23 protein-coding genes and 3 pseudogenes are annotated in these 23,636 nt (G+C 72.1%); 11 read left to right on the forward strand and 15 right to left on the reverse strand.

The genetic code is table 11. The features are described from left to right. Positions 1-5 precede the first annotated feature (5 nt). On the reverse strand, positions 6-1,958 hold the full coding sequence (locus tag DEJ49_RS00940) for an AfsR/SARP family transcriptional regulator (RefSeq protein WP_223832670.1): 1,953 nt from the start codon (positions 1,956-1,958) through the stop codon (positions 6-8). A gap of 229 nt (positions 1,959-2,187) precedes the next feature. On the opposite strand from DEJ49_RS00940, the gene DEJ49_RS00945 reads away from it, so the two are divergent. Further along, positions 2,188-3,078 (forward strand): alpha/beta fold hydrolase, encoded by an 891-nt coding sequence (locus tag DEJ49_RS00945; protein WP_150181902.1) that lies wholly within the window; start codon positions 2,188-2,190, stop codon positions 3,076-3,078. A 39-nt stretch (positions 3,079-3,117) separates the two neighbouring features. Here DEJ49_RS00945 and DEJ49_RS00950 read toward each other — a convergent pair whose 3' ends face one another. Then, positions 3,118-3,849: a haloacid dehalogenase type II gene (locus tag DEJ49_RS00950; RefSeq protein WP_150181903.1), complete on the reverse strand. Its 732-nt coding sequence runs from the start codon at positions 3,847-3,849 to the stop codon at positions 3,118-3,120. A 111-nt stretch (positions 3,850-3,960) separates the two neighbouring features. Continuing rightward, positions 3,961-4,425, reverse strand: coding sequence for a winged helix-turn-helix transcriptional regulator (locus DEJ49_RS00955; RefSeq protein ID WP_150181904.1), 465 nt, complete (start codon positions 4,423-4,425; stop codon positions 3,961-3,963). Between the two features lie 201 nt (positions 4,426-4,626). Between DEJ49_RS00955 and DEJ49_RS00960 the strand changes: the two genes are divergently transcribed. Together DEJ49_RS00960 and DEJ49_RS00965 are read left to right on the forward strand one after the other, a co-directional pair. After that, on the forward strand, positions 4,627-5,889 hold the full coding sequence (locus DEJ49_RS00960; RefSeq protein WP_223832671.1) for an MFS transporter: 1,263 nt from the start codon (positions 4,627-4,629) through the stop codon (positions 5,887-5,889). A 95-nt stretch (positions 5,890-5,984) separates the two neighbouring features. Further along, the gene (locus DEJ49_RS00965) at positions 5,985-7,043 is read left to right on the forward strand and encodes a vWA domain-containing protein (RefSeq protein ID WP_150164010.1); all 1,059 of its coding nucleotides are present in this window, start codon (positions 5,985-5,987) and stop codon (positions 7,041-7,043) included. Between the two features lie 57 nt (positions 7,044-7,100). Here the strand turns inward: DEJ49_RS00965 and DEJ49_RS00970 are convergent. Next, positions 7,101-7,574, reverse strand: a pseudogene (locus DEJ49_RS00970) (5-amino-6-(5-phosphoribosylamino)uracil reductase); the annotation flags it as partial. Between the two features lie 187 nt (positions 7,575-7,761). On the opposite strand from DEJ49_RS00970, the gene DEJ49_RS00975 reads away from it, so the two are divergent. Both DEJ49_RS00975 and DEJ49_RS00980 read left to right on the forward strand, forming a co-directional pair. Further along, on the forward strand, positions 7,762-8,469 hold the full coding sequence (locus DEJ49_RS00975; protein WP_190329229.1) for a ribonuclease H: 708 nt from the start codon (positions 7,762-7,764) through the stop codon (positions 8,467-8,469). A gap of 199 nt (positions 8,470-8,668) precedes the next feature. Next, a complete protein-coding gene (locus DEJ49_RS00980) occupies positions 8,669-8,908 on the forward strand; it encodes a chaplin (RefSeq protein ID WP_150181907.1) in 240 nt (79 codons plus the stop codon). A 128-nt stretch (positions 8,909-9,036) separates the two neighbouring features. Here DEJ49_RS00980 and DEJ49_RS00985 read toward each other — a convergent pair whose 3' ends face one another. Continuing rightward, a complete protein-coding gene (locus DEJ49_RS00985; protein WP_150181908.1) occupies positions 9,037-9,375 on the reverse strand; it encodes a hypothetical protein in 339 nt (112 codons plus the stop codon). 156 nt (positions 9,376-9,531) lie between these two features. Here DEJ49_RS00985 and DEJ49_RS00990 point away from each other — a divergent pair, with 156 nt between their 5' ends. From DEJ49_RS00990 to DEJ49_RS36240, 4 genes and pseudogenes are all read left to right on the forward strand, one after another. Continuing rightward, the gene (locus tag DEJ49_RS00990) at positions 9,532-10,137 is read left to right on the forward strand and encodes a hypothetical protein (protein ID WP_150181909.1); all 606 of its coding nucleotides are present in this window, start codon (positions 9,532-9,534) and stop codon (positions 10,135-10,137) included. Further along, entirely contained in the window at positions 10,137-11,360 is a 1,224-nt protein-coding gene (locus DEJ49_RS00995; RefSeq protein WP_150181910.1) for a sensor histidine kinase, read from the forward strand. The genes DEJ49_RS00990 and DEJ49_RS00995 overlap by 1 nt, the downstream gene beginning before the upstream one ends. Then, positions 11,357-11,542 (forward strand): annotated as a pseudogene (locus DEJ49_RS36235) (response regulator transcription factor); the annotation flags it as partial. The gene DEJ49_RS00995 and the pseudogene DEJ49_RS36235, both read left to right, overlap by 4 nt. A gap of 829 nt (positions 11,543-12,371) precedes the next feature. Next, positions 12,372-12,838 (forward strand): annotated as a pseudogene (locus DEJ49_RS36240) (hypothetical protein). Here DEJ49_RS36240 and DEJ49_RS01010 read toward each other — a convergent pair. The 6 genes from DEJ49_RS01010 to DEJ49_RS01040 all read right to left on the reverse strand — a co-directional run bounded on the left by DEJ49_RS01010 (position 12,777) and on the right by DEJ49_RS01040 (position 17,551). Next, positions 12,777-13,586: an IS5 family transposase gene (locus DEJ49_RS01010; RefSeq protein ID WP_150181912.1), complete on the reverse strand. Its 810-nt coding sequence runs from the start codon at positions 13,584-13,586 to the stop codon at positions 12,777-12,779. The pseudogene DEJ49_RS36240 and the gene DEJ49_RS01010 overlap by 62 nt on opposite strands. Before the next feature lie 268 nt (positions 13,587-13,854). Continuing rightward, on the reverse strand, positions 13,855-14,355 hold the full coding sequence (locus DEJ49_RS01020; protein ID WP_150181913.1) for a DUF3291 domain-containing protein: 501 nt from the start codon (positions 14,353-14,355) through the stop codon (positions 13,855-13,857). A gap of 32 nt (positions 14,356-14,387) precedes the next feature. Further along, positions 14,388-15,083, reverse strand: a complete 696-nt coding sequence (locus DEJ49_RS01025; RefSeq protein ID WP_150181914.1) for a helix-turn-helix transcriptional regulator — start codon at positions 15,081-15,083, stop codon at positions 14,388-14,390. 9 nt (positions 15,084-15,092) lie between these two features. Continuing rightward, positions 15,093-15,980, reverse strand: a complete 888-nt coding sequence (locus DEJ49_RS01030; protein WP_150181915.1) for an alpha/beta fold hydrolase — start codon at positions 15,978-15,980, stop codon at positions 15,093-15,095. Between the two features lie 81 nt (positions 15,981-16,061). After that, positions 16,062-17,318, reverse strand: coding sequence for a beta-ketoacyl-[acyl-carrier-protein] synthase family protein (locus DEJ49_RS01035; protein ID WP_150181916.1), 1,257 nt, complete (start codon positions 17,316-17,318; stop codon positions 16,062-16,064). Then, positions 17,315-17,551: a phosphopantetheine-binding protein gene (locus DEJ49_RS01040; RefSeq protein WP_223832672.1), complete on the reverse strand. Its 237-nt coding sequence runs from the start codon at positions 17,549-17,551 to the stop codon at positions 17,315-17,317. Before DEJ49_RS01040 ends, DEJ49_RS01035 begins: the two co-directional genes overlap by 4 nt. A 298-nt stretch (positions 17,552-17,849) precedes the next feature. Here DEJ49_RS01040 and DEJ49_RS01045 point away from each other — a divergent pair, with 298 nt between their 5' ends. Next, on the forward strand, positions 17,850-18,938 hold the full coding sequence (locus DEJ49_RS01045) for a hypothetical protein (RefSeq protein WP_223832673.1): 1,089 nt from the start codon (positions 17,850-17,852) through the stop codon (positions 18,936-18,938). Continuing rightward, positions 18,935-20,062 (forward strand): hypothetical protein, encoded by a 1,128-nt coding sequence (locus DEJ49_RS01050; RefSeq protein WP_150181918.1) that lies wholly within the window; start codon positions 18,935-18,937, stop codon positions 20,060-20,062. Before DEJ49_RS01045 ends, DEJ49_RS01050 begins: the two co-directional genes overlap by 4 nt. Positions 20,063-20,111: 49 nt before the next feature. Here the strand turns inward: DEJ49_RS01050 and DEJ49_RS01055 are convergent, their stop codons facing one another. From DEJ49_RS01055 to DEJ49_RS01070, 4 genes are all read right to left on the reverse strand, one after another. Next, the gene (locus tag DEJ49_RS01055; RefSeq protein WP_150181919.1) at positions 20,112-20,861 is read right to left on the reverse strand and encodes a hypothetical protein; all 750 of its coding nucleotides are present in this window, start codon (positions 20,859-20,861) and stop codon (positions 20,112-20,114) included. A gap of 124 nt (positions 20,862-20,985) precedes the next feature. Further along, a complete protein-coding gene (locus tag DEJ49_RS01060) occupies positions 20,986-21,384 on the reverse strand; it encodes a GrpB family protein (RefSeq protein WP_150181920.1) in 399 nt (132 codons plus the stop codon). Between the two features lie 10 nt (positions 21,385-21,394). Continuing rightward, positions 21,395-22,081, reverse strand: a complete 687-nt coding sequence (locus tag DEJ49_RS01065) for a response regulator (protein WP_150181921.1) — start codon at positions 22,079-22,081, stop codon at positions 21,395-21,397. A gap of 180 nt (positions 22,082-22,261) precedes the next feature. Continuing rightward, complete coding sequence (locus DEJ49_RS01070; RefSeq protein WP_150181922.1) at positions 22,262-23,416, reverse strand: hypothetical protein; 1,155 nt, start codon at positions 23,414-23,416, stop codon at positions 22,262-22,264. Between the last annotated feature and the right edge of the window lie 220 nt (positions 23,417-23,636).

Raw genomic sequence — 23,636 nt, forward strand, 5'->3', positions numbered from 1 at the left:
TCGCGTCATGCCAGCGCGTCCCCGACACGAGCGAGCCATACGTCGACGGGTCCGGCCGTGAGCACCCCGCTGCCCGCGCCGGCCAACTGCCCCGCCGCCGGCAGCAGGCGTGACCGGACCAGCTCCAACGCCGCCCGGTCCCCCACGCGCAGGGCCGCCTCCGCCGCCACGCAGCACAACGCCTCGTAGAGCAGGTCGGGTGGCGGCTCGGGCAAGGCTCGCAGGGCCGCTCGCGCCTGCGCGTGGCGCCCCCTCTCGGCGAGGGCCAGCGCCTCGGCCCAGGGGCGGTGCGGGCCCCAGTCCAGGGCGAGGTCGACGTCGGGCGGCAGCCGGTGCGCCAGGCGCAGGGTGACCAGCGCCAGCGGAAGCAGCCCCGTGCGCATCCCCGGCATCCCGGCCTCGTCCAGGTGCGCGGCCGCGACCCGCATTCCGGTCTCGGCCCGCGCCACGTCCCCGGACGCGGCGTGCCGCAGCGCGTCGTACCACCGTGTGAAGACGCCGACCAGCGGCAGTTCGTGACGCTCCGAGAGACGCGTCGCGGCGGCCGCGTGCGCGTCGGCCCCCGGGAAGTCGCCGAGCCCGGCGCGCGCCTGCAGGCGGACGAGGTGACCGAGCACTTCGAACGTCACCAAGCCCTGCCGAGCGGCGAGTTCGACGAGCTCGATGCCGATGGTGTCGCGCCGCGCGGCCAGGCCCGCGCGGGTGAAGGACTGCATGTACGTCCCGTTGAGCGCGAACGCGAGCAGCGCGGGGTCGTCGAGGTGCCGCGCCAACCGTTCCGCCTCGCGCGCGGCCTGCGGTCCGCGGGGTGTCCTGGCGCCGCGCGTCTCCACCGCGACGGTGGCGAGGAGGCGGCAGCGTGTCGCGTCGGACGCGTCCTGAGGCAGGTGCGCGAGGGCCCGTTCCGCGGTCGCGACGATCCGCCGGGCGAGCTCGGGGTCGTCGCCGCGCGTCCAGATCGCGGGCACGTCGAAGGCGCCGATCACACGAGCGGTCAGTTCCGCGTCGCCGTACTCCTCGGCCGCCTCGACGACCTCCATGCGGTGCCGCCGGGCGGCCTCGAGTCCCCCTGCGCCGGTCACGGCGAGGTTCCGGATGAGGCCGACGGTCGACTCCAGACGGGCGCGGGCGCCGGCCTCGACGGTGCGGTCGTACGACGCCGCCGCCTCGCTCCAGAGCCGGGACGCCGACCGGCGAGGCGGCTCCCCTGCCGGGCCGAGCGGCGAGCTCTCCCCCTCCAGAGCCGCGTCCTGCGCGAGGATGTCCGACTCCAGGCGGCGCAGGCCGGGGCCCGGGTCGAGCCCCAGCTCGTCGGCGAGCGTGGCACGGGCGCGGCGGAGTGTCGCGAGGGCGTCGCCCTGCCGGCCGCTCCGGTACAGCGCGAGAGACAGCAGCCGCCAGGCGTCCTCGCGCCACGGGTGGCGGGCCACGTGCGCGTCGAGGTCGGGCACGACGTCGGCGGCCCGGCCGCACGCCAGCGCGGCCTCGGCGCGCCGCTCGACGGCCAGCGCGCGCAGTTCGGCGAGCCGGGAACGTTCCGTACGCGCCCACTCCTCGTCCGCGAAATCGGCGTAGGCGGGGCCCCGCCACCATCCCAGCGCCTCGTCGAGGCGGCGCAGCGCGTCCGGCGGCGGCGCCTGCCGTGCCTCGCTCACGGCCGTCTCGAACCGCCAGGCGTCGACGGCGTCCGGCGCGGCCCGCAGCGCGTAGCCAGGTCCCTCGGTCACGAGGAGGCGGGCGGGCGCGCGGTGCGGCCGGTCGGGTTCCAGGACCTTGCGCAGGGCGGTGACAAACGTCCGGACCGTCCCGAGCGCACGCTCCGGCGGGTCGTCCCACAGCTCGTCGACGAGACGCGTGACGGGTACGACGTGGCGCCGGGCGACGACCAGACGGGCAAGGACGGCGCGCTGCCGCGGCCCGCCCAGGTTGAGCGGACCTCCGGAGTCCCAGGCGGTCACGGTCCCGAGGACCCCGAACCGCACTGATCCCGACGGGTCCGGCCGCTCCGTTCCCTTCACCACTCCGCCACCCGTCCCGTCCCGTCCGTTCCTGTCCCGTTACCTGGCCCGTTCCTGACCCCTACCTGTCCCGCTCACTGATCGGTTGCTGATTCGCCGGCGGCAGGCTGAACGCGTCCGCCGTCACCGGCGGCCTCGTCCCATCCCCCATCCTCCCGGAGAGCGCACCATGGCACCGACCGTCCCCGGCTTCGACACCGGCTTCGACCACCAGCACGTCCCTGTCGCGGACGGCGTACGTCTCCACGTCGCCGTCGGCGGCTCCGGCAGCCCCGTCGTGTTGCTGCACGGCTTCCCGCAGACCCACCTGATGTGGCGGCACGTCGCGGCCGACCTCGCCGCGGAGCACACCGTGATCTGCCCCGACCTGCGCGGGTACGGCGCCAGCGACAAACCGGCCGACCTCGACGGGGCAACGTACTCCAAGCGCACGATGGCTGCCGACGTCGTCGCGCTGGCCCGCGCCCTCGGCCACGACCGGTTCGCCCTGGCCGGCCACGACCGCGGCGCCCTCGTCGCCGTACGGGCCGGACTCGACCACCCGGAGGCGGTCACACACCTCTTGTCCCTGGATGTGCTGCCGACGCTCGACATGTGGGAGGTCATGCACGGCACCACGGCCGCCGTCGGCTTCCATCTGTACCTGATGGCTCAACCGCCCGGCCTGCCCGAGGAGTTGATCGGCGGCGCCCCGGACGCGTTCTTCGGTCACTTCCTCGACATCTGGACGCGCGATCCCGCCGCGATCCCCGCCGACGTACGCGCCGCCTACCTCAAGGCGTGCCGCGAGGCCGTGCCGTCCATCGTCGCCGACTACCGCGCCTCCGCCCACATCGACGTCCGGCACGACCGGGCCGACCGGGACGCGGGCAACCGGCTCGCCATGCCCGTCTCCGTGCTCCAGCAGGACTGGGGCGCGGCACTCGGCTTCGACGCCGCCGCGCTGTGGCGCGCCTGGGCCCCCGACCTGCATCACGCGACCGTGTCCTGCGGCCACTTCATGGCGGAGGAGGAGCCCGCCGTGGTCAGCGCGGCGATACGCGACCTGCTCGCCCGCTGAGCACTCTCCCCCCTCCCCCGTCCGCTCTCCCCCTGGGTCCTACTTCCTGCGGCGGTCGAGCTTCTCGATCAGGTCGGGCAGGTCGTCGGCGTAGAGGTCGAACGCGTCCGAGGGAGCGGGCGGGTCCCCGACGGGGCGCGCGACGTAGGCCGTGCGCAGGCCGAGGCTCTGCGCGGCACGCAGGTCCCACGCGTGGGCGGCGACCATCAGCAAGCGCTCGGGCGGGCGCCCGGACACGGTGACGGCCAGGCGGTAGACCGCCGGGTCGGGCTTGTAGGTCCGGGCGTCCTCGGCGGACAGCGCCTGGTGCCAGCGCAGTCCGGCGTACGCGTTCAAGTCCAGCAGCGCCGACCTGCTCGCGTTGGAGAGCGCGAGCAGCGGAAAACGTTCGGCGAGACGGGCGAGTCCGGCCACCGTGTCGGGCCACGGCGGGAGCTTCCGTCCCGTCCGGGCCAGCGCGGCCACCGCGTGCGCGTCGTCGACCTTGACGCCATCCTCGACCCTGACGGCGTCGTCGACCTTGACGGCGTCGGCGACGAGCCGCGCCGCCTCCAGGTCGAGGACATCGCCGGCGGCATAGGGCCGTGCACCGCCGACGATGCGCTGCTGCTCGCGCTCGACGTGCGTCTGCCACAGCGACAGAAGCCGCTCGACCTCGAAGTCGTCGAGCGAAGGGGCGAAGGCGCCGATGCCCGCGTGGATCCCGGCGGGTTCGTCGACCAGCGTGCCGAGGACGTCGAACACGACGGCATCGATTTCGAGCTCTGACATGGGGGCTCCAGAAGCAGGGCGACGGATGGCGTTGGTCGCCCCAACGCCACGCTGTGGCACCCGAATTCCCTTGTCCTCATCGGTCACACGTCGACGTATGCGTGTGGGCACTCATGGAGTCGGCGTCCGAGCGGGGACCTTGTGGACGGCCGTGTCGTCGGGGCTCAGGCGCCGCCCGTCCGCGGACAGCACTTCGAGGGTACGAAGACTCTGGCCCTGTCGGCGGTCGACCAGCTGCGAGTGCGGCTCGCCGGGCGCGAAGAAGTTCTGCTCGCCCCACTGCCGCAGCGCCACGATGACGGGAAAGAGCGCCCTGCCCTTGGGCGTCAGGACGTACTCGCGATAGGCGCTGCCGTCCGAGGCCGGGACGGACTCGAGGACACCGCCGTCCACGAGGGTGCGCAGGCGCGCGGTGAGGATGTTCTTGGCCACGCCGAGGCTGCGCTGGAACTCGCCGAAGCGCCTGCTCCCGTCGAAGGCGTCCCGCACGATCAGCAGGGACCACCAGTCGCCGATCGCGTCCACCGACCGGGCCACCGGGCATTCACTGTCGTCGAAACGCGTCCTGGTCACCACGGGGTCCACCTCTCACCTCTCACTCACTACCTGGTTGCAACATGCTACCAACGAGCGCTACCGTCACCATCCCCCTCTGGTAGCAAGTTGCAACCAGATATCGACAGGCGGAGGTGCGCGCGGATGACCTGCCACGGCGAGGCTGTGACACGACGACCCGAGGTTCAACCCGCGAAGGCCGCAGAGGACACGGAGGCCGCATTGGCCGCGGAGGCCTCGGAGGCCTCGGACACCCCGGAGACTCCGGGGGCCTCGTTCACCCTCTCCCCCGGCATCGTGCTCCTCTTCGCCGTCGCCTGCGGAGCGGCCGTTGCCAACGTCTACTTCTCCCAGCCGCTTCTGGTGACCATGGGCCACGACCTCGCCATGAGCCCCGCGCTCATCGGCAGCGTGGTCACGCTCACGCATGTCGGGTACGGCCTCGGGCTCTTCTTCCTCGTACCGCTAGGAGACATGGCGGACCGCAGGCGGCTCGTCGTGGCCCAACTCCTCTTCCTGGTCGGCGCTTTGGCGATCGTGGCCACCGCCGGCACGCCGGGGATGCTGCTCGCGGGCATGGCCGCGACAGGGCTCCTCGCGGTCGTCACACAGACACTCGTGGCCTTCGCGGCCTCCCTGGCGCCCGCCGCGAGCCGTGGACGGGTCGTCGGTCTGGTCACCAGCGGCGTGGTCGTCGGGATCCTGTTGGCGCGCACCGCGTCCGGCGTGCTGGCCGATCTCGCGGGCTGGCGCTCCGTCTACGTCGCATCGGCCTCGCTCACCGCCCTGCTCGCGCTCGTCCTGCACCGGGTGCTCCCGCGCGACGAGCCGCTGACGTCCGGCAGCGACACGACCCCGGCGACACCCCTTCGCTACGGCGAACTCCTGCGCTCCACCGTCACCTTGTTCGCCCGCGAGCGACTGCTGCGGCTTCGCGCCCTGTTCTGCCTGCTGGTGTTCGCCGCCTTCAGCACCCTGTGGAGCAGCGTCGCGCTGCCGCTCAGCGAGGCCCCGTACTCCCTGTCCCACAGCGCGATCGGCGCGCTCGGACTGGTCGGTGCCGCCGGCGCGCTCGCCGCGACCGCGGCGGGGCGCCTCAACGACCGCGGGCTCTCCCGGCAGACCACCGGCGTCGCGCTGGCCCTGCTCGCCGTCTCGTGGGTGCCCCTCGCCTTCACCCGCGGCTCTCTCGCGGCGCTGATCGTCGGCGTGGTCCTCCTCGACCTCGCCGTTCAAGCGGTCCACGTCACCAACCAGACCCTCATCTACGCCCTGCACCCGGAGGCGGGCAGTCGGCTGATCGGCGGCTACATGGTCTTCTACTCGGTCGGCAGCGCCACCGGCGCCATCGCCGCGACCTCCCTCTACACGGTGGGCGGTTGGGGAGCCGTGTGCGCACTGGGTGCGGCGTTCAGCTGCGTCGCGCTCGCACTGTGGGCGGCCACCCGGCGGAGCGCGGACGGGGCTGCGCGCGAGGCGGGGTGATTCGGCGTCAAAGGCCGTTGTCAGTGCCTCCACATAGAGTGAATACATCACTCGGGGAACATCACTCGGGGGAACCTCGAAGGGGGAGCACTGACGTGTCCGCAAACAGGATTCAGCACAAGGTGAATCACGTCGCGCTGGTGGTCGACTGTTCCGGTTCGATGCAGCCGCACCAGAGCCAACTCATTCGCGTGGTGGACGAGTTCGTGGCGGGCTTGAAGGCCGAATCGGACAGCCTCGGTCACGAGACCCGTATCAGCCTCTATTCCTTCGACCACAAGGTGGAGAACCTGGTCTGGGACATGGACGTGAAGCACCTTCCGTCCATGCGCGGGCTGTACCGGGTGAAGAACGGAGCGACGGCGCTCATTGAGGCTTCTCTGAAGTCCCTGGACGACCTCGGCCACATCTGGGAGGAATACGGGGAGCACAGCTTCCTCCAGATCGTCGTCACGGACGGCGAGGAGAACGCCTCCGGCGGCGACAGGCGCCACGACGGCGACATGACCATCCTCGGCCCCTGGCTCGACAGGATCACGGCGAAGATGAGCGGGCTGCCCGGCCACTGGACGTCCGCGATCCTCGTGCCGAACTCGCTGGCCAAGCGCACCGCGCAGAACTACGGCTTCCCTGCGGGCAACATCGCCATCTGGGACGCCGACTCCCAGAAGGGCGTCGAGGACGCGATCGGCACCGTGCGCGCCGCCGCCACCAGCTTCCTCCGCGGCCGGGAGCAGGGCGTGCGCGGCACGAAGAACCTGTTCGCCGTCGGCCAGGACATATCGGTCGACGAGGTGCGCGCGAACCTCGAACCGATACCGGCCGACAAATACCGTCTCCTGAAGGTCGACAAGGAGACCGAGATCCGCCCCTTCGTCAACTCGCATCCGGGCGTCACATACGAAAGGGGTGCCTGCTATTACCAGCTCGGCGCCCGGGCCCAGGTGCAGCAGAACAAGGAAGTCATCGTCGTCGAGAAGGACACCGACCGCGCCTATACGGGGGATGCGGCGCGGAGTCTTCTGTTCGGTACGGGTATTCACGGAACCGTGTCCGTGAAGGCGGGCAACAATCCCAAGTTGGAGGTGTACGTCCAGAGTCGTTCGGTGAACAGGAAACTCAAGCCGAATACGCGTCTGCTCATCATGCTCTGAGGGTTCTGAGAGTTCCGACAGAGGGAGGCAGAGGACGAGTGACGGGCGACCGCGCAATCACGTCAGATGAGAATTCGGGGATTTGGCAGCGTCGGCGTACTCGGACAATTCGATGACGGTGAGGCCGGCCCCCTCGATACGACCCGTGCCGGACGTGTCGGGCCGCCGCCAGGCGACGACCACGCGGCGCACTCCCGCGTCGCGGATCAGCCGGGCGCAGGGGCGCGGTCTGGGGCCTTCTTCGGTGCACGGCTCCAGCGAGGCGTAGAGGGTGGCCGCGGGCAGGCGGGGGTCGTCCGGCCGGAGTTTGGCCAGGGCACCTTCCTCGGCGTGGTGGTGCGCGCCGCTCTCCCTAGAGTAGGAGCGGGCGAGTTCGGTGCCGTCGTCGGCGACGACGACCGCACCGGCGCTGAACTCTGATTCCGAGTGGGGGCTCGCCGTCGCGAGCTGGCAGGCGACGGCGAGCCAGGCCCCGTCGGCGACGGTGGTGCGGTCGCCGGGCCCGGGCCGGCCGCAGGCGGTGGGAGAGTGCTCGTTCACGTTCATGGAGTGTCGGTCTCCTTGAGGGCTACCGCAGGAGTACCACGCCCCCCGCCACGGCTTGCTTCGGAACGTACGTGTGCCCGGCATTTCCTCGACAAGACATCAATCGGCCGTGCCGGGCGCGTCCGGGACCTGCGGTGTCCCGCCGGCCGGCGCGGGATGAAACGATCGAGGGATGTCTGACTTGATCATTGCCGCCTGTGACGGAGCGGCGAAGAAGAATCCCGGGCCCGCGGCCTGGGCCTGGGTGGTCGCCGACGCGGACGGCCACCCGCAGCGCTGGGAGGCCGGTCCGCTCGGCCACTCCACGAACAACGTGGCCGAGCTGACCGCGCTCGCGGAACTCCTGGAGGCCACCGACCCGGCCGTGCCGCTCGAGGTACGGATGGACAGCCAGTACGCGATGAACGCGGTCACCAAGTGGATCGCGTCGTGGAAGCGCAACGGGTGGCAGACCGCGGCGAAGAAGCCGGTCGCCAACAAGGACCTGGTCGTGCGCATCGACGCGCTGCTGCAGGGACGCGAGGTGACGTTCCGGCACGTGGCCGCGCACCGCGTGGACGGTGACCACCTGAACGCGATCGCGGATGTCGCCGCCAGCGACGCCGCGACGAGCCAGCAGCCCGCGGGCACGGCGCACGGCGCGACGGAGATCCCGGAGCCGCGGGCGGACCGCATGACCGCCTCCCCCGCGAGCCGTACGCCCCGGAAGGCCGCCGCCCGCACGAAGACGGCCTCCGGGAAGGCGTCATCGGGGCCCGTCATCAAGGCCAAGTTCCCCGGGCGCTGTCACTGCCAGAAGCCGTACGCCGCCGGCGAGAAGATCGCCAAGAACGCACACGGCTGGGGCCACGTGGAGTGCCGGGACACCGCCGGCGAGTGACCTCGCCCGCTCCTTCGGTGGCGTGCGGGGCCATGCGGCGGATCACGGCCGTTGCGGCATTCGGGCGAGAACGCGTGTCCGGCCGCGGGGGCGCGCGTTGATCACCGCGGGCGCCCAGAGTTGTGCTGCTCCGGTCGCGCACGCGTGTGGTGACCCGACCGGGCGCCCTCAGGTACATACGACTGCAAGGAGATCCACCATGTCCGCAACGAAGAAGACGCTGAGCGTGGTCCTGGGCACCGGCGCCCTGGTGATGGGCGCGGCGGGTATGGCCTCGGCCGACGCGGGCGCGCAGGGCGCGGCCCTCAACTCGCCGGGTGTCATCTCGGGCAACGCCGTCCAGGTCCCGATCCACATCCCGGTCAACGCCTGTGGCAACACCATCAACGTCATCGGCCTGCTGAACCCGGCCTTCGGCAACACCTGCGTCAACGACTGACCTGACGCCCCCGCGCCGCGCCGAGCCGAGTCCCGGCTCCGCGGCGCACCGGAGCAAGCGCGCCGCCGACCTTCCCTTTCGGCGGCGCGCTTTCGTGCGCCGTGCGGTGCACCCGCCGGTGGGCGGGGCTACCAGTTGTCCGGCCGCACCTCGTAGGTGAGCGTGTAGTGGGCGCCGTCACCGCGGAACACGGCGACCTGCTCACCGCGGCCCGAGACGGCCGGGCTGATGTGGAAGTCGCCCAGGTGGTCGTCGGGGTCGAAGTCGTCGTGCTCCCACACGGAGACGACGTCCGCTCCGCTGTTGGACAGGGTGAACGGTCCGTTGTTGACGTTGATGACGTCACCCTTGCTGACGTCGCCGCGTCCCCAGACGCGGCCGCCGCGGAAGTCCACCCACGTCTCGTCCTCGCCGTTGTCCTCGGTCTCGATGCAGCGCAGTTGGTAGAACTTGACCTGGTGTCCCATGTCCGTCTCCCTGATCCTTCTCTTCGTCGGACGGGTTTCCGACACCCACGAGAATGCGCGCATCAGGACTATCATCGCGTCCACTCTGGAGTGGATTAATGGTGTACGACCCAGGGTGTACGTTTCTGCGTGGAGACGAGCACGTTTCATGGACCCATGAGCGACTCGAGCGACCCCATGGATGCGTCAACCGCGCTGGTCACAGCCGCGGACGTCACTCTCGAACCGATCGGTGCCCGGGCGCTCCTCGTGGACAGGGACGTGCTCCTCGTCCCCGATCCGCCGCCGCTCCTCGTCGAGCCGCCGGGGGCGCTGGTCGCGGTGATCGCGCCGGTGCCCGAGGGGAGCGGGCCCGTGGAGCGGATCGGGGTGGCCGACGTCGAGCACCTCGTCCAGGGCGAGGGCCAGGACCAGGACCGCGAGGAGGGCCTGGACCTGGGGCAGGGTGGGGGTGAACCCGCGTCGGGCGTGCTGGCCAGTGTCGTCAGGCTCTCGGGTCCGTCGCGCTACGTGGTCCGTGCCGAGCCCGCCACACAGCGGCGCCTGGCGGAGGCGTTGCGCGAGGAGGACGGCGACCTGTGGGCGGCGATGCGCGAGCTCGGCTACGACTCGCCGGTGCCCGCAAGGCCCAGAAAGGCGGGCCTGGCCACGCTGAGCGAGGACCGGCTCGACGCGCTCGCCGCGGGACCCTGCCGGGTCATCCGCACCTGCCTGCCCCACCCGCCGCGCCCCGACACGCCCCACCCGCCGACCGGCCCGTGATGACCGGCCCCGGAACCGTCCTCGGCAGGCTGTACCGGGCGGCGCCCGCCGTCCAGGACTCCGTGCTGGCCGCCGCGCTCCTGCTGCCCGACCTGTTCCTCTTCTCGGACTTCGCGCTGCCCTCCGTCGAACTCGCCGGCCGGCTGCTCACGGTCGGGTACGCCGTGCTCGGCTACGCGGCGCTCGCGGCGCGTCGGCGGGCGCCTCTCGCGGTGTTCGGTTACGTGTGGGCGCACGCGCTCGGCGGCGAGCTCCTGACCGCCGCCGGGGCGTTCGACTACAGCCCGACCCTGGGCCTGCTCGCCGCCCTCTACACCGTCGCCGCCCTGCGCGGCGCCCGGCCCGCCGTGTTCGCGCTGGTGTCCGTGGCGGTACCGGTCGCGCTCTCGGTGCGGGCGGCGCTCGCCGACGTACCCGAAGCGGAACGGCTGACGTCTTTGATCGGGGTGGCCTGCTTCTACGGGCTGCTCAATCTGGAGGTGTGGGCGGTCGGCAGGTGGGTGCGTGCGGGGCGGGGCGCGGCGGTCCGTGACCGGCTCGCGGTGGCCCGCGCCGAGGAGGCGGTGCTGTCCGAACGGGCGCGTACGGCACGCGAGTTGCACGACATCGTCGCCAACGCGGTCACCGTCATGGTGCTGCAGGCGGGCGGTGCCCGTCATGTGCTGCGGACCGACCCGGGCCGGGTCGAGAACGCGCTCGACCAGATCGAGTCGTGCGGCAAGACGGCGGTCGCCGAGCTGCGGCACATGCTGCTGGTGCTGCGTGCCGACGGCGAGCGGCTCGCCGCCGAGGAGCCGAGCTTCGGCCTCGCCGACCTGGACCCGCTCCTCAACGGCGTGCGTCAGGCGGGTCTGACCGCGCACTTGCGGGTCACGGGCGCCCCCGCCCCGCTCAGCAGGAGCGTCGACCTGACCGCGTACCGGCTGGTGCAGGAGGCGCTCACCAACGCGGCCAAGCACGCGGGTCCGGGTGCGGTCACCGTCGTACGGCTCGACTGGCACCCGGCGGGCGATCGGCTGAAGATCACGATCCTGGACGACGGCCGGGGTGCCCCGCCCGCCGACCGCTCCGAACTCTCGACCGGGCACGGCCTGCTGGGGATGCGCGAGCGGGTGGCGGTGTGCGGCGGCACGTTCGAGGCCGGTCCCGCCAGGAACGGCGGCTTCCGGGTCGCCGCGGGCCTGCCGACGCAGAAACTCCCCCCGCGGGAGGTCGGGTCATGATCCGGGTACTGATCGCCGACGACCAGGCGATGGTGCGTTCCGCGCTCGCCATGCTGCTGACCGGCGAGGACGGCATCGAGGTGGTGGGCGAGGCCGCGGACGGCTCCGAAGCGGTGGCGCGCGCCGCGGAGCTGCGTCCCACGGTCGTCGTCATGGACGTACGGATGCCCGGCACGGGGGGTCGCGCCGGCGATCTCGTCGTTCTTGCCGATGACGACGATGGCCGGGGGGAGGTGGACCTGCCGGGGGCGCAGCGGTTTGTCCGTCACGTAGCGCGTCACGGCTGCGGCGAGCGGCTCCGCCAGTTGGGCGGCGCGTACCTTCTCCGATGGTGAGAAGGGTCTGGAGTGCCGCTCGCGCAGCAGGACCAACGCGCCCCGGGCGACGCCGCGTCGGGACAGGGCGATGCACAGTTCGCTGCCGTAGGCGTCGGCGGCCATGATGCCGTGGAGCCGGCGCGTGTCGGGGCAGGGGTCCTGTGCTCCCGCGCCGAGCACGACGGCCGGGCAGGGGCCGTGGAGGAGGTCGGCGACGGGTCTGCGGGTCCGGCCGAGGGCGTTCGCGCGGTCCATCCGGCGCCGTGCGACGCTGCTGTAGCTGTTCTCGCAGGCGAGAAAGCAGCGCGCGCCCGTGACGGGGTCGAATCCGGAGAGCAGATAGCCGTCGTGCGGCAGGATCGTGGCGAGATGCCGCGAGAGTACGCTCCCCAACTCCGCCACGGTTTCCGCTCGCGCCGCCGCCTCCGGCACGGCGCGGCTCACCGCGTCCACGGAGCTCGTACCCAAGACCATGGGTCGAGCGTGACAGCCCGCTCGGCAACTGTCGCTCTTTTTACGCCCTTTGGTGGTACGTGCGGTCGCGGGGCTTGCGCGGTTGCGCGGGGAGTCTTAGAGGTCGTTCTCTTTCCGAACCTCGTGTGCGGATTCCGCTGGTCAAGCATGGGATTGCGACTGTCGCGGAAGCCTGGACTCGTTGCTGATCGAGTTGCCGTGGGGGTGTCGGATGCCGTCGATGCGGGCGGTTCTGGAAGCGCGACGGAAGGCCGCGGCCGTGCGAGTGGAGGAGCTTGAAGCCGAACTCGAGCGGGTGCGGGAGGACTTGGCGGACGCCGAAGAAGTCTGGCCGAGGAGGAAGCACCTGCCGATACGGCCGTCGGTCCGTCACGGAGGAAGCCGGTGGGACCGCGCCGTGCGGTGCCGCATCGGGAGAACGCGGCCGGACTCGAGGATCTCTCGGTGGACTATCAGGCGGTGATGGCCGCTGCTGCGGAGGCCGGAGCTGACGGGTTGGGTGCCCGGCGGGCAGCAGTGGTGCTGGGCTGGGACAGTGGGTCCGCCTCCCGCGTCGAGGGCGCGAGGGCTCGCTTGAAGCGGCTGGTGGAACGGGGCTGGCTGATCGAGGAGAAGCCGGGCAGGTTCACGCTGCCCGAGCGGGAACAGCCCGATGATGATGCCGGGCGGCCAGGCGGCGGTTCATGAGGGCGATCATCGACCAGCGGATGACGGCTTCGCTGGTGTCGGTGCGTCGTTCGTAGTCCCGGACCAGGCGTCGGCTGCGCAGGAGCCAGGCCAAGGACCGTTCCACGACCCAGCGGCGAGGCAGTGGCTGGAAGCCGCGGACGTCGTCCGGGCGGCGGACGATGTCGAGGACGATTCCCAGGTGCTGGGCGGTCCAGTCGGTGAGGTGGCCGGTGTAGCCGCCGTCGGCCCAGACCCGTGCCAGGTGCCGGAAGTCCTTCTTTGCCGCGGGCAGAAGGGTCCGGGCGGCGTCCCGGTCGGTCGTAGATGCGGGGGTGACCTGCACGTTTAGGAGGAGTCCGAGGGTGTCGGTGAGCAGGTGCCGCTTGCGGCCGTTGATCTTCTTGCCCGCGTCGAAGCCGCGTGAGGCGTGGGCGACGGTGGCGTCCGCCTTCACCGACTGCGAGTCCACGACCCCCGCGCTCGGCTCGATGCTGCGGCCCTCGCCGGTGCGGACGGCTTCCCGCAGCCGGTCGTGCAGCTCGGTGACCAGTCCCGTGTCCCGCCAGCGGGTGAAGAAGGCATAGACGCGCGGCCAGGGCGGAAAGTCCGCGGGCATCGCCCGCCACTTGATGCCGTTGTCGACGAGGTAGCGCACCGCGTCGATCATCTGCCGGTGGCAGTAGCCCTCCGGACGCCCGCCGCGGCCTGAAAGCCAGCCCGGGACCGGCAGCAGGTCCCGCACCACGGCCCACTCGGCATCACTCATGTCCGAGATGTATCGGGGCCGGCGCTGCGGCCATTCGACGGCGTTCCCGAACCTGTGGGCGAGGCAGTCACACCCACGAGTGGACGAACTGGACTCGGTGACCACGACCACGCGACACTTCGACAACAGGGCCTCTTGGTTCTCGCTGGACTCGACATCCGCGAGCTACCAAGAGGCCCTTCCTTCATGCACCCGCCCCGGACAACTCACCCGAACCAGCACCGCGTTCGAACCTGTCCGACCACACGAGCGGATAGAGAACAGGCAGTTAGGCCGTGGGGACGGCGTCCGCCCGCAGGGCGTCGACGGCCTCGGCCGCCGTGTAGGTGGAGGCGAAGGTGAACGCCCGTGGGGAGGGGCCGTTCGTCCGCAGGTCCGCCAGCCGCTCCAGACCCTCGTCCACCGTGGGTATGTGCCCGGCGGGCACCCACCACAGCACCAGGTACGCCTCGACGTGCCGGTCGAACCACTCGCGTCGCCGCCGCATCACCTCCAAGTGGCCGCTGCGGTACGTGAATTCCCACAGCGCCTCGGGCGTCTCCCACACCGACATGGTGACGATGACGTCCTCACCGGCCGGGCGCAGTGCGGTGGCGTCGTGCGCCCCCTCCTCCACGAGTCGCCACACGAACCCGGGCGCGCCGTCGGCGGCGCCGTTCACGGGGTTGAGCAGCTCGACGAACGACTCCATGCGCGGGTCGTCCAGGGGGAAACGCAGCTTGGCGAGGTTGAGCTCGGCGAGGTGGGCGGCAGGCACGGCTGAGGTCATGACCTCATCCCAGCACGAGCCGCTTTTCTATGTCAATGATTATTGTTTTTAGAAGCCTCGATGATCACGCAGCACTCCCCCGGCCTGGCGTCCATCCGGGCGCGCACCGCCCCGTCCGCCCCGATCAGCCCCTCCAGCAGCGCGAGGTTCATGCCGCACACCAGGGGCGGAAAGCGCTCGGCCACGGCGTGGAACGGGCAGTTGCGCATGCGGACGACGCGGGAAACCGACCCGCTCGCCTCCTCGTCCGCGCCGTCACCCGTGGCCTCGATGTGCGGTTCGTAGCCGCGCGCGGCCAGCAGCTCCACCGCCGCGTCCAGGTCCTCGCAGGGCTCCGCCGGTCCGCGCAGGGCCTCGCCCCTGCGGCGCGCCGCCGCGCACAGCCCGTCGTCCAGACCGGCCTCCTCGGCGGCCTCGGCGAGGAGTTCGGCGGCGGTGCGGTAGTCGCGGGCGGGCAGCGAGATCGAACGTTCGGCCCGCGCCCGCGTGTAGACCTTGGCGGGACGGCCCGCCCCCGGCCCCGAACGGCCCGTCAGGCGCCGGCTGCCGCTCTCCAGGAGCCCGGCCTCTGCCAGCTTGTCCAGGTGGTGCGCCGCGAGCGTGCGTGCCACTCCGGTCGCCTCGGCTGCCTCGTTGCGCCCGACCTCACGGCCTTGCCCCGCCACGTACTCGTACAGGCGACGCCGCACCGGATCCTGCAGTGCCGCGATCGCGTCGATGTCCTCCACCTGGCCATTCTAGGAACAACGGCCGGCGGGAGACTCTGCTCGGCCGGAGGCGTGGGCCGCCGCTTCCTCCAGCAGAAAGGACGCCACGAGGGAGGTGACCGCCTCGGGCCGCTGCAACGGCAGCATGTGGTCGCAGTCGGGAAACGAGACGAACCGGCTGCCCTCGATCGTCGCGGCGAACGCCAGCAGCTCCTCGCGCGGGTTCAGGTGGTCGTGGCCACCGCTGAAGACCAGCGTGGGCACCCCGGACAGCCCGCCGTGCAGGGGGCGGCGGCGGGTGATCAGGGCGGTGGCCAGCAGGTCCACCTTGCGCGGCACGTGGGCCGCGTTGCGCATGAAGCGCCGCAGATAGCCGCGGGTCAGCGCCCGGCGGTGGACGTGGTGGCTCTCGTCGAGGCACAGCAGTCCGTCGGCCATCAGGGCGGCGAAACCCTCCGCGTCGCCGGCCCTGGCACAGCCGACGGCGGTTCGCAGGTGGCTCTCGATCTCGTCCGTGACGTCGCCGGGGACGCCGCCGAGGAGCAGCCGTGCGACACGCTCGGTGTGGCCCTGCGTGTACTGCAGGGCGACGGCGGCGCCCAATGAGTAGCCGTAGAGGCGGACGCGGGGGGCGCCGAGGTCCTCGACGATGGCCTCGATTCCTTCGCAGAGGAGGTCGAGGCCGTCCCCGTTCCGGAAGGCGGCGGGGTCGAGGCCGGGCAGGTCCACGGTGACCAGGCTCGTCCTGGGCAGGACGGTGTCTTCCAGGTAGGCCCAGTCGTGCATGCCCTCCAGCACCCCGCCCAGCGCGACGACCGGCTCGGCGCGTGTCTCCGGGGCGGGGTCCGACTGCCGCAGCACGCGGTAGTTGTACGGCACCCCGTGCGCGGTCACTGTGCGGACGTATTCCTCGATCATGCTTCTTTCCGGTTCGGTCACAGCGATCGTTCAGGGGCGGGGGCGAGCGGTCTCGGGCAGGGGCCGAGCGGTCTCGGGCGGTCAGTCGCGGGCGAAGACGAGTACGGAGTTGTGCCCGCCGAAACCGAGCGACGTGCTCACCGCACAGTCCAGGCGGGTCGGCCTCGCGGCCCCGGCGACCACTTCCACGGGTACGCGCGGGTCCTGCGTCCGGAGGTTCACCGTCGCCGGCACCAGCTGCTCCTCCAGGGCGAGCACGGTGAACGCCGCCTCGATGCCGCCCGCGGCGCCCAGCGTGTGACCGGTCATGGACTTGGTCGAGGTCACCAACGGACCCTCGCCCAGGACGCGGTGCAGCACGGCGGCTTCCACCAGGTCGTTCATGACGGTGGACGTGCCGTGGGCGTTGACGTGTCCGATGTCGCCGGGGGCCACGTCCGCGTCGGCCAGCGCGGCGCGCAGCGCCAGCTCGATGCCGGCCTCGCTCGTGGCGACGGGCGAGGAGGCCTCGCTGGAGGTGGCCGCCCCGTACCCGCGAACGGTGGCCATGGCCTTCGCGCCGCGCGCCCTGGCGTGTTCCACACGCTCGAGGACGAGGATCCCGGCCCCCTCCCCCACCACGAACCCGTCCCTGTCGACGTCGAACGGACGGCAGGCGGCGGTGGGTTCCGTCGTCCGGGTGGACAGCGCCTTCGCGTTGCACGTGCCGGCGAAGACGGCGCGGGAGCACATGGACTCCGCGCCGCCCGCGACGGCGATGTCGCAGGCGCCCGCGCGCAGCAGGTGGAGGGCGGTCCCGATCGCGTCGGTGCCGGAGGAGCACGCGGTGGCCACCGCGAGGCTGGGCCCGCGGGTGCCGAGGTCCCGGGCGACGCTGCCCGCCGCGCCGTTGACGACGGTCAGCGGCGCCATCCTCGGGGACACCCGGCGCGGGCCGCGCTCGGTGAGGACGCGGTGCTGCTCGTCGTAGAAGGTGAGGCCGCCGTGGGCCGAGCCGACGACCACGGCGACGCGCGCGCTGTCCCACACGTCGGGGCCGAGTCCGGCGGCCGCCACGGCCTCCCGGGCCGCGACGACGGCGAGCTGCGCGAAGCGGTCCATGAGCCGGTGGCTGGCCACGCCGAGCACGGCGTCGATGTCGAGGTCGCCGTCGTCGATCGTGTACATGAAATCGCAGGGCAGATCCTGCAACGGGTCCGGCCGCCGGACCCCTTGGGGGACGGTGGCGGTGGTGACCTGGTGCCAGGTGTGCTTCACGCCGACGCCGGCGGCGGTCACGAGGCCGAGACCGGTGACGACGGCCGCGGGCGCGGAGGCGCTCGTGGTGCCGGCCGTCATGCCGCGGCTGCCTTCTGGCGCACGACGGACATGAGCGTCGCGACGGTGTCGCGCGACGAGAGGGTCTTGTCGGCCAGATCGATGGCGCACTCGTCCTCGATCAGCAGGAGCAGTTCCTCCAGGGCGAGGGAGTCGATGGCCAGCTGATAAAGGGGGACGTCCGACGACACGTCGTCCAGACGGACCCCGAAGTTCTTCTTCATGAGAACCGTGACACGCTCGGTGGCTTCCACGTCGGTACCGCTCCTTGGTCGCGATGGTCGACTGGGGAACGCGCCACCGCACGGGAGGTCACGGGTCACGGGCGGGGAGGGGTGCATTCTCCGGTGCGTCCCGTCCCGCGTCATTCACTCGCGGGCGGAGTGTCGGCATAGCGGCGTTGACGGCGCGGGGGCGGCAGCACCGGGGGGACGGCTGAATGCCGCCTATTCGCGGACGTGTGCATGCCAATATGCTGTGCGACCTTCGCGTCCTGGGGGTGTCGTGAACGGTCTTCGTACTCTTCGTACGCTCCGCACGGTCGGATTCTGCTTGGTGATCGCGTGCGCCGCGGTGGTGTCACCTGCCGCGGTCGTGTCGTCGGCCGCGGCCGCGGAGCCCGGCACGACCGCGGGGCCCGGCACGGCGGCGCACGCCGACTGGTCGGCGCTGCCCGTGCCGCCGGCCGCCGCGCCTCCGGCCGTCTCCGATCTCGCCGCACGCGGGCCCGACGAGGTGTGGGCGACCGGATCCGAGCAGGCCGCCGACGGGCAGCGCCCGATGCTGTACCGCTGGGACGGCACGGCGTGGCGCCGGGACACGACGTTCCCCGGCGCCGAGGAGCCGGGACGCCTCGGCAAGGTGCGGTTCGTGGGCGAGGAGACGTGGATTTTCCGTACGCGGGACGGGGCCGGGGAGATCCTGCGCCGGTCGGCGGAGGGCACGTGGAGCACCGTCCCGCTGCCCCAGACCCTGTGGGCGTACCAGGACTTCGTCGCCGTGCCGGGTGCCGCGTGGGTGGTCGGCGAGGACAGCACGGGACTGAAGGTGCTGCACTACGACGGGTCCCGCTGGACCCTGCAGCCCACCCCGGACGGCGTGCTGTACCTGATGGGGATCACCGCGCGTACGGCCACCGACGCCTGGGCCTGGGCGGACACCAGCACCGGAGCCGGAACGGTTGTCCTGCACTGGGACGGCACACAGTGGCGGGACGCCGAGGTGCCGCTGCCGACGAACAGCAACGTCCACACGATGCTGCTGGAACTGGCCGGGCGGATGACGATCGTCGGCAGCCAGTACACGGACAGTGTGGGCCGCACCTACCTGATGACGTGGAACGGGCGCGACTGGCGCACCACGTACCCGGCGCTGGGTGACACCGACGCCTCCGGCATGGTGCGCGGCCCGGACCGCGCGCTGTGGCTGCCGGTCCGCAGCGACCGGGCGTTCCAGTCGAAGTACGCGCGCCTGGACGGCCGTCGCATCACCTACTCCTACGGTCCTGAGCGCACCAACGCGATCCTCGTCAAGCCGCGGGCGCTGGCCACCGTCGGGGACTCGCTGCTGTCCTTCGGGACCGTGGAGATCTACGGCTCGAAACCGAATCTGATGAGCGAGCGGCTGGGAGGCCGGCGATGACCCGTACAGGGGCTGTCGGACGACGTCTACTCGTCGCCGTGCTCGCCGTGGCCATGACGGTCGTGGCCGTGATGGCCACGGCCGCGGCGGAACCCCGGTCCTGGCAGCACGTTCCGGTTCCGGAGCAGGTGCGGCCGCAGGCCGGCTTGAACGAGGCCGTGGCGGTCGGTCCGGACCGGGCGTGGGCGGTGGGTGCCGACGCCGTCGGGCGCGAGGCGCCGGGGTTCCCGCTGGTGCTGCGCTGGGACGGAACCGCCTGGCAGCGCCAGAGCCTGCCCGGTGTCGGCTGGCAGGGCGAACTGCTGTCCATCGCCGCGGAGTCGGCGACGGAGGCCTGGGCGGTGGGGCGCGACGCGGCGGGCGGCGCGCGTCTGCTCCGCTTCGACGGCAAGGCGTGGCGCGAGAGCCGGGCGCCGCGCGGCGTCGCACTGGCCAAGGTCGTGGCCGGTGGCGGCGAGACGTGGCTGATCGGTTCGCGGGAGGGCGCGCAGGTGCTGCTGCGCCGGGACGGCGGCGGCTGGCGGGATCTGCCGGTGCCACCCGGGTCGGTGTACGGGCTGCACATCCTGGCGGCCGACGACGTCTGGGCCGCGGGCTCCAGCGGGTCGGGGGCGACCGTGTCGCACTGGGACGGGAAGGCGTGGCAGCAGACGGTCGTCGACGGGTTCCCGCGGGCGGGCGTGGGCACGGTGCTCGCGACGTCGCCGACGGAGGTGTGGGCGGGCGGCACGGCCGGGTTCGTCGGCGGTCCGCCCGGCAAGCCGATACCGCCGCTGCTGGTCCGGTGGGACGGGGAGAACTGGAGCCGGGTGACCGTGCCCACGAACTTCGGCGCGATCACCTCGCTGGCGCCGTCCGCGTCCGGCAAGCTGGGCTGGGTCGCGGTGGCCCGCTCCCAGAAGTGGGGCCCGCCGGGCACGTACCCTCCGCTCGTACCGGGGCCGGACTTCCTGGCCTGGGACGGGCAGTCCTTCGCCGAGTACAGCGAACCGGCGGTGCCGGGCGAGGGCGACTCCTCGGTGCTGCAACTGGCGCCGGTGCCGGGCACGGAGTCGGTCTGGGCGGTCGGCCGTGCGGCCGGACCCGAGGGTACGTTCGCGCCGCGCATCCTGCGGTTCGACTGAGACCGGGGCGACCGGGGCGACTCGGGCGACTGCGGCGCCAGGTGCGCGGCTACGCCAACTTCGCGCTCTGGGCGTCCACCACTGCCTTGCCGATCTTTGCGTTGCCGGGGCGGGCCTGGGTGAAGGCCATGCCGTCCACCGCGTAGTACAGGGCGATGGTGTCGCCGTGGCGGGCCGCCTGGGCGCACATGGTGTGGGTCATTCCCTCGTACTTCGTCGTCACCTTGAAGGCGAGGGACTCGTCGGCGCCGTTCGGCTCGGGCGCGGTTTCCGCGGTGATCGACGAGTACGAGCCCGTGTTGCGGCCCGCCTTGGCGGAGAAGCCCGTGCCGCAGGAGCGGACGGCCTTGGACAGGTCGGCCAGGGTGGTCTTCGCCTCGCCGTCGCCGTAGGTGGCGAGCGTGACGTAGGTGAAGTCGCCGGGGCCCTTCGCTCCCGTGGCGAGACGGATCAGGTCGGCCTTCGGGGTGCCGAGGGGGAGTTGGTTGGTCGCGTAGGCGACCGGGGCGCAGGCGGCCTTGTCGACCTTCAGTTGCTCCTGGGACGAGGCGAACGCGTACTTCTTGTCCGGCTTCTTGACCGTGAACCCCTTGACCTCGTGCTCGGTGAGCGCGGCACGGCGCAGCTCCGCGGCCGGGTCCACCGGCTTCTCCGGGGACTTCGCGGAGTCCTTCGACGTGCCGGTGGAGGTGTCCTCGGATGACGAGGAAGACGAGTCCGAGTCTCCGCAGGCGCCGAGGGTCAGGGCTGACACCAGGGCCAGAGCGGGCGCGGCCAGGGCGGTTCGGGTCCGCTTCATGAGGGGTGGGGCTCCTGTCTTCGGGCTCGACTCGGCGTACGCCGGGCGCGTCCGCGGCACTCTAGTGCGGGGCGGCCCCACGGGGCACACGCGCCCCACGTCGGGGCTGGTTTTCGCCGTCCGGCTACGGCCGGCCCGCCGTCCCGTACGCCTTCTCCGGCAACTCCCCCACCAGGCCGCCCTTCGCCTCCGTGTACCCCGCCCGTCCGGCGGCGTCCCGCGTGAGCGGAATCGGGTGGTCCGGTGCCCTGAACGCTTCGCGTCCCGTGATGCCCAGGTCGCCTTCGTGGCGGTGACCCCGCTCGGTCAGGCGCGAGATCAGGGTCGGCATGACCGACTCGTCCGCCACCACGATGTCCACGTCGATGATGGGCTTGGCCGCGCACCCCGGCACGGCCGTACTGCCGACGTGTTCGATGCTCGCCGCGATGTCCGCGGCATGCGGGGCGAGTTGGCCGTGCAACTGTCGGAACCGGTCGGCCCAGTGCGGAGTGTGGTCGGTGACCACGATCGTTTCGCTCACCGCGCCGGTCTCACCTGGACGGGCGGGCCGCTTCGTGGCGGCGGACCAGACCCCACTGGTAGGCGAGGGAGACGAGCTCCACCCGGTTCCGGGCGCCCAATTTCGCCATGATGCGGCAGGCGCGGGTCTTGGCCGTGGTGCAGGAGATGAACTGCTTGTCGGCGATCTCCTGGTTGGAGAGGCCGGTGCCGATCAGCACCAGCATCTCCCGCTCGCGCGGCGTGAGGCTGTCCATCGGAATGCCGGGGGCCTGGTCGGCGGCCCTTTCGCGTAAGACACATTCGTCGATGACCCGCTGCACGATGCGGGGCGACAGGTGCGCCTGCCCCTGGGAGACCACGCGGATCGCGCGGAACAGCTCCTCGGGCTCGGCGTCCTGGAACAGGAAGCCGCACGCGTGTGCCGCGAGCGCGTCGAACACCTGCGAGTCCGCCGCCGGCGCGGCCATCGCGAGGACGCGTACGCCGGACAGCTGCGGACGGGCCGTGATGCGCCGGGTCGCCTCGATGCCGGTCATGACGGGCAGTTGAGGGTTCATGAGGACGACGTCCGGGCGGAGCCGCTCCGCGAGCTCCACGGCCCGGGCACCGTCTCCGGCCTCCCCGACCACCGCTATGTCCGGCTGCGCGGCGAGCAGCGTGGCGCAGCAGGTGCGCAGCAATGCGTCGGTGTCCACGAGGAGCACGGAGATGCTCATGGCTTCTACTCCCTAGGCGAGCGGCGAGGGATGGACGGGCGGGGCGGGGACGGGCTCCGCCGGGGGACGGCGGTGGGGACCGGCGCGGCTGTGCCCTCTCCCTCTTACTGACGAATCAGGGCAGGGAGATGTGAGGTCCGCCGGTCGTCTCGTCTCGCGCTGTCGTCCGGTCCACGTCCCTCAGGACGTGCTCGCCGTCGGCTGTGCTCCAGGTGCCGGTGCCGGAATCCTCGGGATGTGCTGGGCGTGGAACTGCTCCAGTCGCCGCTGCGCGAGCAGCAGCGTGCCGCGCTGGCGGCCCGGAACCTGGCGGCGCAGGGAGACCAGGGCGGGGCCCAGGGCGCGAACCGCCTCGGCGTCCTTCACGCGGTCCCAGAGATGGTGGGCGCGGTCCGCTGCCGCCTCCACCTCGGGGGAATCGGGGGCCTGGCCCGACGTGAGGCGGGCGGACGCCACGGCGAGCCACGTTTCGCAGCTGCGCGCGGGGTCACCGGCGAACCTCGCCAGGTCCGCCCGTACTTCCATCCAGTGGATGACCTCCTTGGACCCGGGGCCGTGCGTGCGCAGCGCGCTCTGTTCCCAGGAGGCCGCGAGCGAGGCCGCCTCGCCGTGCCGGCCCGCCTCGACGGCAGCGGTGATCGCCGCGTGCGGGTCCATGGGGGCGTCGGCGGACTGCGCGGGCCGCCGGGGCGGGCTCGGGGGCGTTGCGGGGTCGTGGAAGGGCAGCAGGTCGGGGGCGTCGTCGCCGAGGCCCTGCGCGGCGGCCTGCTGGTGGAGCTGGAGGGGCGGCGGGCGGTGGCCGCTGCGGAGGATCGTGGCGACGGCCTTCATGTACGCGGGAATCGCGGGTGTGCGGCGCCGGGCGGGCGGGGCGATCCGACCGTGGAGCGCGACGCCGGGTCCCGCGTCGAGGGCGTGTTCGGTGAGGGCCTGCCAGCTCTCCGTGTCGGCGTGCAGGTCGGCGATCACCGTGGTGCTGCCGGCCGGGCGGTGCCGCAGTTCCTGCGTGAACCAGTGCCACGGGAAGCCGGTGTAGCGCACCGTCGCCGTGGTGGTGCGGGCGAGCGCGACGTGCAACTGCCGCTGGCGGCGGTCGAGGTGGACCTGCCCGATGAGGTAGACCGTCAGGTGTCCGGGGGTCACGGCCGCGGCTCTCAGGCGGGTCAGCACCGTCTGCGGGTCCAGCGGGTCCGCCAGTTCCACGATGCTCGCGGTCGGCGTCCCGGCGAGCGTCTCCGTGGGCACGGCCGCGAGGACGGGAAGCACGGAAGCCGCGTCCACCAGGCGTCCCTTGCCCACCGGGGCGGCCGCGACGAGCAGCACGGTTCCAGGCATGGGTCCCTCCCTCTCGATCATCACGTCAGCACCGTATCCGCATCTCACGCTCGACGCGCCCATCGAGATTTTCCCGTAGTACGGCGGCCGGTACGGAGACCGGTGGGGTGACGGTACCGGGTGCGGCTCCTGCGGGGGTGTGGTTCGGGGTGCGGACCCCAACTGCGGCCTGCGCTTTTGGAGTCGGCGACGACGATACGGGCGCGGTGGCGCCGCAGAA

It is taken from the genome of Streptomyces venezuelae (assembly GCF_008642335.1).
Lineage (GTDB): Bacteria > Actinomycetota > Actinomycetes > Streptomycetales > Streptomycetaceae > Streptomyces > Streptomyces venezuelae_F.

What these genes read in the sequence shown, in the direction of transcription:
- DEJ49_RS00980 (WP_150181907.1), top strand. Translation starts at nt 8,669, where the DNA reads ATGTCCGCAACGAAGAAGACGCTGAGCGTGGTCCTGGGCACCGGCGCC.
- DEJ49_RS00975 (WP_190329229.1), top strand. Translation starts at nt 7,762, where the DNA reads ATGTCTGACTTGATCATTGCCGCCTGTGACGGAGCGGCGAAGAAGAAT.
- DEJ49_RS00995 (WP_150181910.1), top strand. Translation starts at nt 10,137, where the DNA reads ATGACCGGCCCCGGAACCGTCCTCGGCAGGCTGTACCGGGCGGCGCCC.
- DEJ49_RS01065 (WP_150181921.1), bottom strand. Translation starts at nt 22,081, where the DNA reads ATGAGCATCTCCGTGCTCCTCGTGGACACCGACGCATTGCTGCGCACC.
- DEJ49_RS01010 (WP_150181912.1), bottom strand. Translation starts at nt 13,586, where the DNA reads ATGAGTGATGCCGAGTGGGCCGTGGTGCGGGACCTGCTGCCGGTCCCG.
- DEJ49_RS01070 (WP_150181922.1), bottom strand. Translation starts at nt 23,416, where the DNA reads ATGCCTGGAACCGTGCTGCTCGTCGCGGCCGCCCCGGTGGGCAAGGGA.
- DEJ49_RS01055 (WP_150181919.1), bottom strand. Translation starts at nt 20,861, where the DNA reads ATGAAGCGGACCCGAACCGCCCTGGCCGCGCCCGCTCTGGCCCTGGTG.
- DEJ49_RS00950 (WP_150181903.1), bottom strand. Translation starts at nt 3,849, where the DNA reads ATGTCAGAGCTCGAAATCGATGCCGTCGTGTTCGACGTCCTCGGCACG.
- DEJ49_RS01050 (WP_150181918.1), top strand. Translation starts at nt 18,935, where the DNA reads ATGACCCGTACAGGGGCTGTCGGACGACGTCTACTCGTCGCCGTGCTC.
- DEJ49_RS01030 (WP_150181915.1), bottom strand. Translation starts at nt 15,980, where the DNA reads ATGATCGAGGAATACGTCCGCACAGTGACCGCGCACGGGGTGCCGTAC.
- DEJ49_RS00985 (WP_150181908.1), bottom strand. Translation starts at nt 9,375, where the DNA reads ATGGGACACCAGGTCAAGTTCTACCAACTGCGCTGCATCGAGACCGAG.
- DEJ49_RS00990 (WP_150181909.1), top strand. Translation starts at nt 9,532, where the DNA reads ATGAGCGACTCGAGCGACCCCATGGATGCGTCAACCGCGCTGGTCACA.
- DEJ49_RS01035 (WP_150181916.1), bottom strand. Translation starts at nt 17,318, where the DNA reads ATGACGGCCGGCACCACGAGCGCCTCCGCGCCCGCGGCCGTCGTCACC.
- DEJ49_RS01020 (WP_150181913.1), bottom strand. Translation starts at nt 14,355, where the DNA reads ATGACCTCAGCCGTGCCTGCCGCCCACCTCGCCGAGCTCAACCTCGCC.
- DEJ49_RS00945 (WP_150181902.1), top strand. Translation starts at nt 2,188, where the DNA reads ATGGCACCGACCGTCCCCGGCTTCGACACCGGCTTCGACCACCAGCAC.